This is a genomic window from Mesorhizobium sp. M0139 (genome assembly GCF_040322455.1).
GTDB lineage: Bacteria > Pseudomonadota > Alphaproteobacteria > Rhizobiales > Rhizobiaceae > Mesorhizobium.
The window spans coordinates 1-14,156 of sequence record NZ_JAMYTN010000022.1; the positions used below are offsets into that span (position 1 = coordinate 1).

12 protein-coding genes and 1 pseudogene are annotated in these 14,156 nt (G+C 56.0%); 9 read left to right on the forward strand and 4 right to left on the reverse strand.

Going from position 1 to position 14,156, the window contains the following annotated elements; translation table 11 throughout:
- The first annotated feature begins 451 nt into the window (after positions 1 to 451).
- The 3 genes from NKJ58_RS27820 (at position 452) to NKJ58_RS27830 (ending at position 2,017) form a co-directional block, all read left to right on the forward strand.
- The gene (locus tag NKJ58_RS27820) at positions 452 to 766 is read left to right on the forward strand and encodes a hypothetical protein (RefSeq protein ID WP_352854320.1); all 315 of its coding nucleotides are present in this window, start codon (positions 452 to 454) and stop codon (positions 764 to 766) included.
- 145 nt (positions 767 to 911) lie between these two features.
- Positions 912 to 1,622, forward strand: coding sequence for a hypothetical protein (locus NKJ58_RS27825; protein WP_352854323.1), 711 nt, complete (start codon positions 912 to 914; stop codon positions 1,620 to 1,622).
- Positions 1,619 to 2,017 carry a PIN-like domain-containing protein gene (locus NKJ58_RS27830; protein ID WP_352854324.1) on the forward strand — a complete coding sequence of 133 codons (399 nt, stop codon included), beginning with the start codon at positions 1,619 to 1,621 and terminating at the stop codon, positions 2,015 to 2,017. The genes NKJ58_RS27825 and NKJ58_RS27830 overlap by 4 nt, the downstream gene beginning before the upstream one ends.
- Positions 2,018 to 2,031: 14 nt before the next feature.
- On the opposite strand, the gene NKJ58_RS27835 is transcribed toward NKJ58_RS27830, so the two are convergent.
- The gene (locus tag NKJ58_RS27835) at positions 2,032 to 2,400 is read right to left on the reverse strand and encodes a sunset domain-containing protein (protein WP_023750018.1); all 369 of its coding nucleotides are present in this window, start codon (positions 2,398 to 2,400) and stop codon (positions 2,032 to 2,034) included.
- Between the two features lie 526 nt (positions 2,401 to 2,926).
- Between NKJ58_RS27835 and NKJ58_RS27840 the strand changes: the two genes are divergently transcribed.
- The 6 genes and pseudogenes from NKJ58_RS27840 to NKJ58_RS27865 all read left to right on the forward strand — a co-directional run bounded on the left by NKJ58_RS27840 (position 2,927) and on the right by NKJ58_RS27865 (position 9,836).
- Positions 2,927 to 3,187 (forward strand): hypothetical protein, encoded by a 261-nt coding sequence (locus tag NKJ58_RS27840; RefSeq protein WP_127218519.1) that lies wholly within the window; start codon positions 2,927 to 2,929, stop codon positions 3,185 to 3,187.
- Positions 3,187 to 3,519, forward strand: coding sequence for an HxsD-related protein (locus tag NKJ58_RS27845; RefSeq protein WP_352558360.1), 333 nt, complete (start codon positions 3,187 to 3,189; stop codon positions 3,517 to 3,519). Before NKJ58_RS27840 ends, NKJ58_RS27845 begins: the two co-directional genes overlap by 1 nt.
- Before the next feature lie 31 nt (positions 3,520 to 3,550).
- Complete coding sequence (gene hxsB, locus NKJ58_RS27850; protein WP_352854327.1) at positions 3,551 to 4,969, forward strand: His-Xaa-Ser system radical SAM maturase HxsB; 1,419 nt, start codon at positions 3,551 to 3,553, stop codon at positions 4,967 to 4,969.
- Between the two features lies 1 nt (position 4,970).
- A complete protein-coding gene (gene hxsC, locus NKJ58_RS27855) occupies positions 4,971 to 6,131 on the forward strand; it encodes a His-Xaa-Ser system radical SAM maturase HxsC (RefSeq protein WP_352558356.1) in 1,161 nt (386 codons plus the stop codon).
- A 152-nt stretch (positions 6,132 to 6,283) separates the two neighbouring features.
- Entirely contained in the window at positions 6,284 to 9,160 is a 2,877-nt protein-coding gene (locus NKJ58_RS27860) for a cold shock domain-containing protein (RefSeq protein WP_352558354.1), read from the forward strand.
- Between the two features lie 122 nt (positions 9,161 to 9,282).
- Positions 9,283 to 9,836, forward strand: a pseudogene (locus tag NKJ58_RS27865) (recombinase family protein).
- Positions 9,837 to 10,314: 478 nt separating this feature from the next.
- On the opposite strand, the gene NKJ58_RS27870 reads toward NKJ58_RS27865, so the two are convergent.
- The 3 genes from NKJ58_RS27870 to NKJ58_RS27880 all read right to left on the reverse strand — a co-directional run bounded on the left by NKJ58_RS27870 (position 10,315) and on the right by NKJ58_RS27880 (position 13,607).
- Positions 10,315 to 11,973, reverse strand: a complete 1,659-nt coding sequence (locus NKJ58_RS27870; RefSeq protein WP_352558352.1) for a vanadium-dependent haloperoxidase — start codon at positions 11,971 to 11,973, stop codon at positions 10,315 to 10,317.
- A 107-nt stretch (positions 11,974 to 12,080) separates the two neighbouring features.
- Complete coding sequence (locus NKJ58_RS27875) at positions 12,081 to 12,800, reverse strand: acyl-homoserine-lactone synthase (RefSeq protein ID WP_352854330.1); 720 nt, start codon at positions 12,798 to 12,800, stop codon at positions 12,081 to 12,083.
- A gap of 84 nt (positions 12,801 to 12,884) precedes the next feature.
- Positions 12,885 to 13,607, reverse strand: coding sequence for a helix-turn-helix transcriptional regulator (locus NKJ58_RS27880; protein WP_023749020.1), 723 nt, complete (start codon positions 13,605 to 13,607; stop codon positions 12,885 to 12,887).
- Positions 13,608 to 14,156 lie beyond the last annotated feature (549 nt).

Here is a 14,156-nt window from a genome sequence, read left to right on the forward strand (position 1 = left end):
CTCTGTCGTCGTGGCGCTCCCATGAAGAACCTGGCCCATAGCGCATCCTTTGATTCGGACGAAAAGTATGCGCCATCAAAGCCTGGGATCAAACACCTAGGCTGGCGCGTCCCGATGGGCTTTGCCGCGTCGCTCTGGCTGCATTCCTGCTTGGAAGGCATTGGCCCGACTACTCGACGATCTGCCGAGATGGCGAAGGCGGCGCCATTTGCGCCCGAGAATGGATCGGCGCGGCAAGCGGATGGATGGCAGCGAGTGCGGCCGCCGTTGCGATCAGGCCGCTGCTAAGTCAGTTGCGGGAGCAGCGCAGACAGACGGAATTCGCACTGGGCTACGCGCCGGCAACGCCCAGCGCGACCCCATGTGAAAAACGGCCTCGAGGACGCCGTCATTCACATCGTGAACTGGAACCGGTTCCCAGCCGACGTCCTTGACGTCCGGATGGATGCGGATGGCGGCCGGGAGGTCGATCTCCAGAATTAACGTCTCAGGCGAGCAACTGGCACGCGATTCGGGTGAGGAGGCCATCAAAGGCATTGTGCGCATAGACGGATGGGAGGATCGGAATTCGCGACCGCCTTTCGTCGATGTCACGGTCTACATCACTTTTCACGATGGCGCGCCGGCGATCGTCCCTGTTGAATTCGAGGTGGCCCTAGTGGTCTACGCCGAGAAACCCTATCGAACAACGCTAGGCGCATCGATGAATGTCCGCGTCGAGGGCACCTTTCAGATCGACGAAACTTCGATGGTGTTTCAGCCGTAACCCTCGCCGGCAGAATTAACTTGCTCACAGGCTACCGTGTGCACTCCTCTGCGATCCTGATGATGCGACCGATAGATACATTGCCGCCAGGTGGACGGCGGCAGTGCCCCTTGCACGGTCTATGAAAGTGGATAACTCTTCCGGCATGTCGGTACGCCAGAACATTCAAGACGCAGAATTCTTCGGGGTAGGCTCCTACACCGTCGGAGAGGCCGCGCGCCTGATAGGGACGTCTGCGCTCAATATTTCGAGGTGGATGAAGGGCTACACCTTCCGCCGCGAAGAAGTTGAGCATCGAATCGCGCCGCTATGGTCATCGCAGTGGCCGATCATCGACAATCATCTCGAGATCGGATTCCGTGACCTGATCGAGCTCCGCTTTGTCAAAGCATTCACAGGGGCCGGCGTCGGCCTTTTGGCGGTTAGAAATTGCATCGAGTACGCACGTGAGTGTGTCAATGACGAGCGCCCGTTCTCAACCAGGCGCTTCCAGACTGACGGCAGAACGATCTTCCTCGAAGGAATAGAGCGTTCCGGTGAAACCAAGCTACTCGACCTGAAGAGGCGGCAGTATGTTTTCCGCCAGGTCATAGAGCGGACGGCCAAAGACCTGGATATCGAGGATGACGCGGTGGCGCGCTGGCGGCCCTTCAATGGCAAGCAGTCCATCGTGATCGATCCCCATCGTTCGTTCGGTCAGCCGATCGCCTCCAAATATGGCGTCCCGACCGTGGCGCTTGCGCAAGCGTTAGAAGCCGAAGGATCCGTGGAAAAGGTGGCGCGCCTTTTCGATGTCTCAGCTACCGCTGTTAGAGACGCCATGAAATTCGAAGAGAGCCTTCAGAGCGCCGCGTGAAAGCCCTGGTCGACGAAAACCTGTCGCCCGCTCTCGCCCATTCGCTAAATGCCCTGTTCGCCGGGGAGCATGAGATCGTCCATATCAGAGAGAAGTTCGGCCCCGGCGTGAAAGATGTGGACTGGATCGGCCAGCTGAGCACGGAGGGGCGTTGGATCGTCATTTCTGGCGATCGACGCATTCCCCGGAACAAGGTCGAATATGCTGCATTTCGAAGCTCTCGGCTCGTCGGGTTTTTTCTTTCGAAGGGCCTCTACAAGGCTCCGGTCCTCAAGCAAATGGAGCGGCTACTCGCCCTTTGGAGCACGATCGAAAAGCAATCGGAAATTGTCGCGGGCGGCGCGATGTTCGAACTTCCAATAAAGAGCACGCGCATCGAGCAACTGAAGGTGTAGTCTAAAGGCAATCGCTACACTTTCGCTTTCCGCCAGCCCGCCCACCACGCTTCCCATTGTGAGCAGAACCAGCGCTCTCCTCGAGCTGGGTTGACGCGCGTAGCAGAGTAATATTCCTGCCCCGGCATATGGTAGATATGCTCGCCGCGCTCGTTAATGTTGCCCTTGATATCGCAGCCCGCCTCGCGGACAGCCGCGTTGCTGGCCGACGAATCGCCGCCATGGTGAACGCGCGGCAGCTCGTGCCGATCGTCGCCGACTGCAAGATAGCCCGCGGAAGTCGCCCCGAGCATCACCAGAACGGCGGCGAGACGATAGCGGAAAAGCGAGCGCCACCAAGGCCGTCGCCTCTGCAACCTCCTGGCATGAACAGAATTGCCCATGATCCCTTCCCCGAGGCGAGAATGCGTCGTCTGAAGCCGGGAGTCCAGTATCAGGCCGCAGCGCTGTAGCCCGCTTCCTTGATGCGGCGCCCGCGACGCTACAGGCGCGAGACATGGTCGGCATGACCGCTTCCCTCCTGATGGTGGCGCTTGGCGCCTGGCCCTATCGCTCCTGTGAGAGTAGGCCAGGAGCTGCACTTGTCAGGCAGCGTGGCATGTAGGACTATGGTCCGCGTTGCGGCGAACCCCATCAAGCGGAGATCGCCAATGGCCCAGAACCAAACCTTCCGAACAGCTTTCTCGGGCTGAAATCCGAGCGCTTCCTGGCGGCAGCCGAAGCGGCTGCACAAGAGCATCGTCGGGCCGCTTCTGCGATCGATTGGGCTCAGAAGACGGAACCCGTCAACTCCACAATACAAGTATTTGGCCCGGAACATTAGTGGTGCCTTAAGCATTTCTCCACAATCGGTACTTGTCCGGCTTGGCGCGTTTTGCTAATGATTCTGTACAAACGGGGGTTTGGATAATGTCGAAACGCAATTTCCTGTCACCAATGGCCTTGTCGGCCACGATGATTCTCGGCGGCCAAGTTCAGGCTGCAGTCCTTGTCGAATCGGCAAATCAGCCTTCGGCAAAGCTCGCTGAAGCTGGCACTGTTCCGGCGGACCTCGGCTACGGTGAGGTGCTCGACCGCTCAAATGGTACAGACGTCATCATGGCGTACCACACCAGCCATTCAAGCCATGCTAGTCACGGGTCTCACTGCTCTGGCTACAGCTATTGTTGATGTCGGACACCTCTCGCGATAGCGAGCTCGTCCAGACTGCCCACGTCAAGTTTGATCTGTCAGTCTTCAGCCTCGACTGCGTGAAGCGCGCAGCTTATCGGGTAACCGGAAACGCTGCGGTTGAGATCATGATCGAGGGCGGCTTCGCTGTATGCACGATCAACTTCAATAAGGCGGCCGCGCGAGCTTCGGCCGACGCAGCGGTAGAAAGGCTGCGGTTAGAGGTCTTGGATCAGGACCTGCGTAGCAGCATCGCCGCCGAAAGCGCCATGGTTAGAAACGCGATACTGGCGCTGGCGTTTTCCAGATCGGGCCTACAGTCCGATGACTAAGTTTGCTCCGGCAACTGAGTTCCAACGACCGTTGGACGACACGTACCAGCTCGCGTACTTCCGTTTTTCCCAGTTGGACGACGAGCGGTATGTGCTGACCAACCAAGCGGGTGAATATCTGGTATTGCCGCGCGCCGTGCTGGCCTCGTTTGTCAGGCACGAGCTTCCCAGCACACACCCCGCCTACTCCCGCCTGCGCAGCAGGCAATTCCTCTTTGATGCATCCTCCAATATCGGCAAGGAGCTGCTGGCGCTGAAGGTTCGGACTAAAGCAAAAAGGCTGGAGAACTTCACATCGCTTCACATAATGGTCGTGTCTTTGCGATGCGAGCACTCTTGCCCTTACTGTCAGGTATCCCGTCAAAGCGAAGATCGATCAGCCTTCGATATGGCCGAGCAGACAGCCGAGAAGGCCTTGGGACTCATTTTTCAATCTCCAAGCCCGGCTATCAAGATCGAGTTCCAGGGTGGCGAGCCGCTTTTGAACTTCCCATTGATCCAACACGTCGTGCATCGGGCTGAAGCGATCAACAAAGTCGCCGGGCGGTCGCTGCAGTTCGTTATTACGACGAACCTCGCTGTCGTTACGGACGAAATCTTGGAGTTTTGCCGCGAGCACAGCGTCCTAATTTCTACGTCGCTTGATGGTCCGGCCACTCTTCACAATGCCAATCGACCGCGCCCGGAAAAGAACAGCTACGAATTGGCTGTGGCAGGTATCGGCAAGGCCAGACTGGCTCTCGGCCATGAACGCGTCAGCGCACTTATGACGACGACCAAAGCCAGCCTTCCACTGGTGCGCGAGATCATTGACGAGTACGTGCGGCTAGATTTCCCCGGAATATTCCTTCGGCCGCTTTCCCCTTACGGCTTCGCGGTCAAGACGAAATCGTATGCTGCCTATGACGTGGACCACTGGCTCGACTTCTACTTCGACGGGCTGAATTACATCCTTGAACTGAATCGGAACGGTATTCCTTTCAAGGAGTTTTACGCGGCCACCATCCTTACAAAGATGCTCACGCCCTTCGAGCCGGGATATGTGGACCTGATGAGCCCGGCAGGTATCGGTATCTCCGCCGTTGTCTATAACTATGACGCCAGCGTCTACGCATCCGACGAAGCGCGCATGTTGGCTGAGATGGGCGACAAGACATTTCTGCTCGGGAACGTCCACCAAAACACGTACGCGGAGATTTTCGGGTCTGACGCTCTCCTCGATCCTATTGAGCAGTCCTTTGCCGGGTCCGCTCCGATGTGCGCCGAATGCGCCTACGAGCCTTTTTGTGGGTCTGATCCCGTGTTCCACACTGCAACGCAGGGCGACTTTGTTGGCCTCAAAACGCGTTCGGGATTCTGCAATCGCAACATGTCGATCTTCAAGAGGCTGATCGACCTTATGGAGAGGGACGTCACCGCCCGAGAACTCTTTCTAAGTTGGGCGAATTAGGATGTTGCGACTGAGTGGCTTCGCTGCGTCAGCAAGCGTCGGTGATTTCTCGCAGCGAGTGGCACTTAGGCTCGTGACGGGCCAAGCTGATCAAGCGCCTAACCCGGAGCATGATGCGTATCTTTTCAAGGGGCAGACGTTTCATTCCGAATGCTATTGGGTTGTCACCTTTGAGGAGCATCGGTCGGAGGCTGAGCGACTGTTTTCAGACCGACGACTAGTCGTTCTGCCCCACGAGTTCTACTACCTCAGCGAGGGTGACGTTATCCGCTTTGTGCCGGATCGGAAGGCAGTGCGTGTCCTGTTCAGAAAGGATGCCAACGCGAACTATTTCCTCGTAACGGAGCGGTGCAACCACCTGTGCTTGATGTGCTCCCAGCCACCCAAAGACGTTGACGATCGCTGGTTGGCGCGGGAGATTTTGGATGTGCTGCCCCTGCTGCCCGCAACGACCCCGTTTCTCGGGATCACTGGCGGTGAGCCAACGCTGGTGGGTGAGGACTTTTTTGACATTTTGTCCTCGGCTCGTGACCACCTTCCTACGACGCCAATTCATATTCTTTCCAACGGCCGGACGTTTAAGGACAAGGCGTTTGCTGAGCGGTATCAAGCAATTGGACATCGCCGCCTTTCGGTCGGCATACCGATCTATTCCGCCGACCCGGAAGTTCACGATTACGTGGTTCAGTCCAAGGGCGCTTTTGACGAAACAATCCGCGGAATCATGAACCTTAAGTCCGTTGGTGCTGAGGTCGAGATACGAGTTGTCGTTCACAAGCAGACCTATCAAGGTCTCGCCGACCTGTCGGATTTCATCTTCAGAAACCTGACTTTTGTTGATCACGTGACGTTTATGGGGCTTGAGATCACCGGGTACACGAGAGCAAACATGGATAAGCTCTGGATGGACCCGTACGACTATCGGAGTCAGCTGCGGGCGGCCGTGCAATATCTGGCTGCGGCCAGGATCAACGTTTCAGTTTACAACCACCAGCTCTGCCTCCTCGACGGATCGATACATAAGTACGCAAAGCGGTCGATCAGCGATTGGAAAAACGAGTACGTCGATGAGTGCAAAGGCTGCTCCAGACGGAGCGAGTGTGGCGGGTTCTTTTCATCAAGCAATCTCGCGCGAAGTTCTCATATCTCGGCGTTTCGGTAACTATTTAGATCCTAGTGGAGGGGGTGGATGGCACGAACAGGCTGCGAGAGCCGGGCATTTGTATTCCGGCAGTCGTGCCATGTCCTGCTACGACAGCCCTTGTCGGCTTACGTCACGTATAGTGTGGATGACATCCAAATCAGGAGCGGCATTTGAGTTTCAACCTCGTCAGGCTAACGCTCTATGGCCTCATCACAGCGATCGATGCTGACTTGCGCGCGCTTGTGAGGTTTCAGTTGGGTTCATCAACGGCCATCGAGGCGATTTTCCCTGCAGATACCTTGGCCAAGTTGCGAGATCGGGCCGCTCGAGACGGCGCGGCCGACGACGACGACATTTATGAGTATCTGGACTTCGCCGATTCGGCGCAAATTCTGCGTGCGCACAAAGCATCACTGGACCCGGCGATCGCCAAATTTGTCAATGTAAATTCAACTGAACTCGACCGTCTGATCCCGATTCGGAATCGCGTTATGCACGCTCGACCACTTCAATTTGCTGATTACTCTACCGTTGATATATTTGTTAAGCAACTACACTCTTACCCGAAGGCCTTGTTCCCTCGCGTCATCGAATTTGAGGAGCGTGTTAGAGAAAATCCTAACTTTGTTTACTCGGTCGACATCTCGCAGGCCGATCAACAGGTCGATCGTATCCCGCATAATTTGCCATTGCCTGACTATGATGAAACGGGTTTTCTGGGGCGAGAGCAGGAGACAAGCGAGCTTCTCGCGGCCTGCAAGAGCAATTGGCCTGTGGTGACTGTGGTTGGAGAGGGCGGCTTCGGCAAGACTGCCCTCGCTTTGAGAGTGGCTTACGATCTATTAGACGACGAAACCGCAGGCTTCGAAGCGATCGTGTGGACCACCGCCAAGCGCACGGTTCTCACGCTCAATGATATTCAGACCATTGATGGCGCTATTCAAAACTCGCTTGGGTTGATTAGATCGGCGTCTGATGTCTTGGGGGGCGTCGGATCCGATGAGGCAATACTCGACGAAGTGGCCTCCTATCTCAACACCTTCAAGATTCTGCTGGTTCTCGACAATTTGGAGACCGTGCTTGATCCGCTCCTCACGCGTTTCATCAGAAAATCTAACGGCAACAGCAAGATCTTGGCGACGTCACGTGTCGGGATCGGTGAGATGAGCTATCCATTTAAATTGGGCGGACTCAATAGCCAAGAGGCCGTGCAACTCCTCAGGTTAACGGCCAAGGTTCGCCGGGTTCCGGATATCTATAAGGCGAAAAATGAAAGCCTGAAGAAATACGTGCAACAGATGAAATTGAACCCGGGCTTCATAAAATGGTTCGTGTCTAGCGTCCAATGTGGGAAGCGGCCGGAACAAGCGCTGGCCAATCCGAAGATCTTCTTGGATTTTTGCCTTTCCAACGTCTACGAATTCCTGACAGCTGACGGAAAGACGGTCTGCAAAGCTATGATTGCGGTTCCGGGAAAGCAATCACTTCCGCTCATATCTTATTTGACCGAGATTTCTGGAGATCGCCTGCAAGAGGCGCTCGCGGGACTTCAATCGGCGAATATTCTTCAAATGTCCAGCACGTTAACGGAGGCTGGATCTGAAACGGTCTTTCAACTGAATGAGCTTCCCCGTTTGTTCATACTCCGCAACCATCCGCCGAACGCGGTGGAGGATGCTATTTTCAAGCAGCGAATGCGTGACGTCTCGACGCAGTACGAAAGGCTGCAAGCAGAACGAGGAGCCAATAAATACAATCCCCGTGTGATTGCGTGTCGCAATCAAGCTGACGCGATAACTGCCAAGCTACTATCGGAAGCGCTAGGGAGTGTTTACTCCAACGACAGGGAGAAGGCGCTGAACCTAGTGGAGCGAGCAAAAGAACTCGACCCTGCCTTTTATGAGGTGTACCGGGTTGAGGCATGGGTGCACGCGCACACAGATAATCCTGCTGCTGCCGCCGACGCGTATCAGAGTGCGATAGTGTTCGAGCCCCGATCCGCTCCGACACGCTACTGGTATGCTGGCTTCCTGCTGAGAGCCGCACATGATCCAGATGGAGCCCGCGAGCAGCTTTTGGTGGCCGAGGGGCTTGACCCGGATTCCGCCGCCGTCCTCGTGGAACTGGCACGCGTGGAGATGTTTCTTGGGCACAATGCAGAGGCCGACGGCCGCCTGCAGCGCGTGTTCCATAATCCAGACGTCTCGACTAGGCAACAGCGTGTCGCTTACGACACTTGGTGTCAGGTGGCGCTCAGGAAAGCTTCCGCATTCTTTGACGAAGGGCGCTATTCGGACAGTCTATCTGCTTGCCAAGATGTTCTGACGCGATTTCGTAGCGTACCTGACGAATTGTTAGATGAGCGAATTGTTTCGACCGGGAAGCGTACTCTTGGCGTACTTTCCCAACTGGCCGATCAACTCTCTCTAAGCAGCCTGCTGCCGGAAGTGCAGCGATGCTATGCTGATATAGAGGATATTAGGTTCAATCCCGTTGCAAATATCAAGCTTCCGTTTTCATCTCGCGGTGACGCGACTGGGGACCTCGCCCTATTGCAGCGAATCGGGACGATCTGCACAGGCTCTATCGACAGGGTGAACGTCCCCAAACGCTACGGGTTCATTCGCTTCGAGGGCGACAAGAGGGTTTTCTTCCACTTCTCGGCCTTTCCTCACGCCCTCACCTTTGCGATACCTGGGAATGAGGTCCGTTTCACGATAGTCGAACGAGAGGGGCGGCCAGCCGCCGGTGAAATTGCGATGGTGGGCAGTCAATTGGCTGCCGAGGAACCGAGCCAGCCGGGTTGGATAAAGAGTGTATTTCCCGATAAATCGTTCGCTTTCCTTACTGACTCTGCCGGTCATGACTATTTCTTTCACCGAAGTAATTTGGCAGCTAGGGTGGAGCTGGAATCTCTAAATGTAGGTGACCGTGTGACATTCCGGATTGGCCAGAACCACAAGGGTCCTGTCGCGGACGATGTTCGCCCACATCCAAGCGAGTTGATCGTTGTCGGACCGTCTTCACCCGCCGGTGCAGACGTCTAGCGATCATGTGGGTATACCCCTGGGTGACGTAACCAGCCGGCGATGCGTCAGCGTAACATCTGGGTTGACATCGACTATTTGTGACAAGGTAGCGTTGAGCCTAAACCTTGAGGTGACAGGCTATGGCTCGCATTGGTTACGCTCGCGTCAGCACAATTGATCAAGATCTCGAAAGCCAGCATGCAAAGCTGAAGGCTGAGGGCTGCGAAATTGTCCGTTCCGAGAAGGTGTCGGGTGGCAGTCGCGACGGGCGTACCGAGTTGGCGACTGTTTTGGACTTCCTACGGCCAGGTGATGAACTTGTGGTCACAAGGCTGGACCGCCTCGGCCGCGATGCACGCGACGTCCTAAATCTAATCTACGAGTGTGAACAGAAGGGAGCGTTCGTCACTGTCCTTGACCCGCACGTTTCGACAAGAGGTGAGATGGGCCACATTGTGCTTCGGTTCTTGGGATGGTCGCCCAAATGGAGCGCCGGCTCATTAAAGAGCGGCAGCGTGACGGCATCGAGCAGGCTAAACGTAATGGCATCTACAAGGGTGGTCAGCAGCGCTTAGATTACCACCGAGTGATCCAACTCCACGGCGACGGGGTCAAACCCACCGAAATAGCGAAAGCTGTTGGCTGTTCTCGGATGCAGGTTTACCGCATTTTGGACGGGAGAGCTAAGAAGTGAACCGATCGTCCTAAGGCAGCAACGCTGGGCGGTCATTGAATGACCAGAATGGGGCCGGCAGCGGTCTGTCCGGTCTTCGGAGCGATGTGCGAGCAAATTGCCATTCGAGACGGTGGGGCCCGGACGAACTTGAGCTGCTTGCACTCTGCCTCACTCGACTGCGTTGGAGCTGCTTGGACGGAAGCCCGAAATCAACGTGCAGTTGCCGACACATCGCTCACGTGTCAAAAAAAGGAGGTGCAACTGAGCTGGGGCGTGCCAACATTGTAACGGCCATTCAGATCGAAGTCGCCATCCTACTTGTCCTTGCCAATACAGGGCGGTAGCCTTGTGACGCACGTGAAAATCTAGCCCCGAAGAGGCGTGCTTGTGCGTTGAGTGAAACACCAGGGCATTTCCGGTCGAGGAGTCCGTGGTCTTCACAGCCCGGCGCAAGGCTGCCGGGCTTGCAATTACTTGTTACAAGACCGCCCTCGGTCTATGTCTTGCTATAGGCTCGTCCATAAATGGCTTCGGCCACTTTCTGGCCGGCCTCCTTGCCGCCCTCTGCGTCGAATTGCCAGTGAACACCTAACAAGACTCTGCTGCGGTTGTTATCATCAATTGCCTTCTCGATGTCACGAAAATCATCGGTACGACGCCCACGAAGCTCCGGCTTGAAATTGTCCACAGCAATGCCATCGAGTTCATTGGACGGAAACCGATCGACTCCAATCCAATCTGGATCCTTCAATCTCTCCGCTCTGACCTTGCGCAGCATCACTAGACACGCTGTTCCAAACGTTGCGTGTCCAGATGGATAAGCTGGAAAGTTCGGCGTGAACGCGGCAGCTTTGTAGTTATCGTCGGGGACCGGCTCGGCAGCTTTGCTAGATCCAGCTAAAAGGCTCTGGGCAGACTCTTGGCCCTCAAGTGCCACCGATACCAAGCTCTGCAGTTCCGCATCGGCCGCAAAGGGCATATTGAAGGCAAAGTCAGACCGATTTGTTTTTGGCGAACCATGTGGCACCCACTTGATATCCTCCTTCTTAGGCTGCTTCGGCAGATCAGGATTCAACCCTCTGACGGGACGCCACACTTTATGCAAATATTTTGCGTGCCATGCCACGTTGCCCGCATCTGACATCGCCAAGTTGCACAGAGCGAGAAGTCGGGCCAGTCGACGCGGACCCAATTTATCCTGCCGTGCAACTTGGCGAACGAACTGATTATAAAGTCTCGGCGGCGTACCAATAAACGGCGGGGCATCGTACGCCCAGAATAAGCCTGGGACAATTTGCTCCGGTGTTCGCTGTGGGTTCTCAATCCCTCCTCGCAATTCGCCGACGAGCCGAACGTCATTTGAATCTCTTTTGTAATCTGGAGTTCCGATCGCCGGAGGATCAGACGGAGCGCAGCCACCTTGCGCAATCTTCTTCGTTACTTCATCCGGCGTCAGAGCTAGCGGTTTCGGTTCGACACCCCAACTGTGACCGTAGTAACCTTGGTCCGGATTAAATGGGTCGACTGTATGTTGTTGAGGCCCAGGAGTGTAGGTGAATTTCTGGTTGTCTATGCGCGCCCATATATCAGTCCAGTCCCATTTGTCTTTAAAAACAGAATCGCTCCCAAAAACCTGGCCAAGCTGCCACGAACTCCGGTTGCCAAGACCGATTCGCCTAAGAAACTCGGCCCTCTTCATCCTTAAGAACGTCTCGTGTTCGGGCCCTTGGTATATATGGGACATAATCGCCGCGCACGCACCTCCCACGAACGCTGCTGGTGATGACGGTTTCTCCTTAAGGGCGACGGTGTATAGAAACGGCTTGTAAAGTGGATCGGGATATGAGCGAGCCACAGCATCTGCGAGCACCGTGTGGATCAATCCCAAAGCTCTAGCCGAAGCGACTGGTCCTGGCGCACGGGCTTGACCGACCTTAATCGTATGGTCATTTGCATTCAGCTCAAGGGCTACATCATTCCAGTATTCGACAGCGTTTCGGCTATCACCAGCGAATACATCCGCTTCCGCTTCTGGCAATTTACTTGGTTCGACGTCATCATTTTGCGATTGCGTGGCCGCCGCGCGCGACATGGCAGCCCCGGCTGTGGCAGACAAACCCAAAAAGATCGCACTGCGCCGGCTCAAATTAGACATGGATATTTCCTCTAACAGTGTGTTTTAAGGTAGAGCGCATCAACAAAGCGCATAACGCTAAGAATTGAGTTTTACGGCCTGCAACTCGTCGCCTTTGGTCCACAGACTCACAGTAATGGCCTTGTCTTTGGGGGGATGGAAATTAGACTGGTGCTCTCATTCCCGATTTTCGGGTGCCGCATCGGGGATGGATCCATTGCTATAAATGAGCGAAACTGAGTTCCGCGACGAACCAGAAGCGATTGGTCGATACTGAGAATCTCGCGGACACTTGCCAGCGCCGCGTCATTCACCTCGATATACGCCACGATGTACCATTCGCCGTTTTCTTCCCTCGCCATCCCCATCGGCTCGGCGCGCCATTTGAGGGCGCCGTGGTGCGGCATGAAGTAGGTTTCCTGGATGCCGCCGACGGCGCTGAGGCCCTCCTCGAGAGCAAATTCCATCACGGCGCAGCACAGTTGCGTGAGCGTGCCCCGCAGCCCGGTTGAGCGTTTGTCGGGGACAACGAAAGTGCGTGTCCATTCGGCCCAGTCAGGGCGCCTCGGAACACCCGATTTTTCACACATATGCGGAAAGACTTCGGAGACCATATGCGGTTCGCTGGTCGGAATCAGCCGAGCCGACGTCACCACGCGACCGTCTTCGATACCCAGCAGGTAAGTCGCCGCGTCCGTATCGAATTGGTCGAGCTCGCGACCATCCGGGCTTGGAGGGCGCCAATGTTTCTGGTGCACGAAGAAGTCGTGCCGACGGCGCAAAAACTCGTCGAATTCGTTTTGATAGAGATGCTTGTTATGCGAATTGACCACGTGAGCCGTTATCATGGCGCAATACCCCGACCGTTCTCGGATGGGATAGTCGCAGCCGCGCTAATATACGTCACCTGTCCGATCGGACAGTTGACGCAGTTATGGATGGATCAGCCGCCTGCGCACCGCCTCTACGACGGCTTGCGTGGTCGTCGCGACGCCAAATGCCTCGCGGGCGCGCGTTGCGTGCCATTTGACAGTGCGCTCTGTCAGGCCGAGGATTTGCGAGGTTTCCGAAGAAGTCTTGCCACCGGCGGCCCATAGCAGGACTTCTTTTTCCCGGTCGGTCAGCGGGCCCTCACCATCTTCGTCATCATTGGAAAGAGCCTGGATGGTCATGCCGGCGTAAACGGCCATGGTGACCAGTTGCACTTGCTGGCGCGGCGACAGCTTGCAGGACTTCGCGGAAGAGGCAAACGACAGCACGGATTGCCAATGATGGACGCTTAACATCGGCACGGCAAAGCCACTCCAGATGCCGAACTCCGTCGCTTCGCCGGCAACGCGCCGCGAAGCCTCCGTTCCAGACCACTTGATAGGGACTTCGGACCAAAGGAACGGCTTCAAAGTCTTTGCCGAATAGATGCAGACGCCATCCACCTCGGCGTGCTCGGCTTCGACATAGCGCTCGAACCAGCCGTTGGGCCAACCGTTCAGCTCCACCATTGGCGCGAGCTTCTGCCCACCCAGAGGGACGCCGCTCAAGATAAGATGTTCGAAACCAAGGTTTTTTACAGTGTCAAGGAGATCGCTCAAAAGCGCGCCGGTTGCCGTATGCTTCCTGCAACGTTCGACAAAGTCGAATACGTCCGAGTCAATCATGTTAGAGATCCCCATCCCCACACAATCGATTATAGCATATTTTAGCAGTTCCGAATACTGCAAACGCGGGATACAGAGGTTAGCCTGAAGTAAGCCGCGACATCACGCCCAGCGGCGAGAGTGCGTCGGATCGTCGATCGCCGTCATCTCTCCATAGCGCCGCGCGCGCCGACACCATGGCTCCCAAGTCTCCTCCGTTATTGCGGAGGATCCGTGGGTTGATTTGTGGCCCCATTCGACCAGCTTTTCCCGTCTCATTTTCAAGGCGAACACGGTTGGCGTGACATCCAGAGGGACGATGGGGGACGACAACAACACCGCAGGAACATCCGCTGATGGCAAAGCCGCGAGCGACAAGTTCACCAGTCGCTGACAGCTCTGTCCAGGCCGAAGGTGGAGCCTGAGCCCGAGCTCGTCCCGGCGGTGCCGATCAAAAAGTCCGTGACGCGGGACTATAAGCGCCCGCAATAGCATCAAGTCGCAGGCAAGATCGCAGACAAGATCGACGTGGAGTTCGTACTGGGCGCTCCACCGCTGGTACAACGGCGG

Coding starts and splice junctions, on each gene's coding strand:
- NKJ58_RS27845 (WP_352558360.1), top strand. CDS start 3,187: ATGTCGGACACCTCTCGCGATAGCGAGCTCGTCCAGACTGCCCACGTC.
- hxsC (WP_352558356.1), top strand. CDS start 4,971: ATGTTGCGACTGAGTGGCTTCGCTGCGTCAGCAAGCGTCGGTGATTTC.
- NKJ58_RS27880 (WP_023749020.1), bottom strand. CDS start 13,607: ATGATTGACTCGGACGTATTCGACTTTGTCGAACGTTGCAGGAAGCAT.
- NKJ58_RS27875 (WP_352854330.1), bottom strand. CDS start 12,800: ATGATAACGGCTCACGTGGTCAATTCGCATAACAAGCATCTCTATCAA.
- NKJ58_RS27820 (WP_352854320.1), top strand. CDS start 452: ATGGCGGCCGGGAGGTCGATCTCCAGAATTAACGTCTCAGGCGAGCAA.
- NKJ58_RS27840 (WP_127218519.1), top strand. CDS start 2,927: ATGTCGAAACGCAATTTCCTGTCACCAATGGCCTTGTCGGCCACGATG.
- NKJ58_RS27825 (WP_352854323.1), top strand. CDS start 912: ATGTCGGTACGCCAGAACATTCAAGACGCAGAATTCTTCGGGGTAGGC.
- NKJ58_RS27835 (WP_023750018.1), bottom strand. CDS start 2,400: ATGGGCAATTCTGTTCATGCCAGGAGGTTGCAGAGGCGACGGCCTTGG.
- NKJ58_RS27870 (WP_352558352.1), bottom strand. CDS start 11,973: ATGTCTAATTTGAGCCGGCGCAGTGCGATCTTTTTGGGTTTGTCTGCC.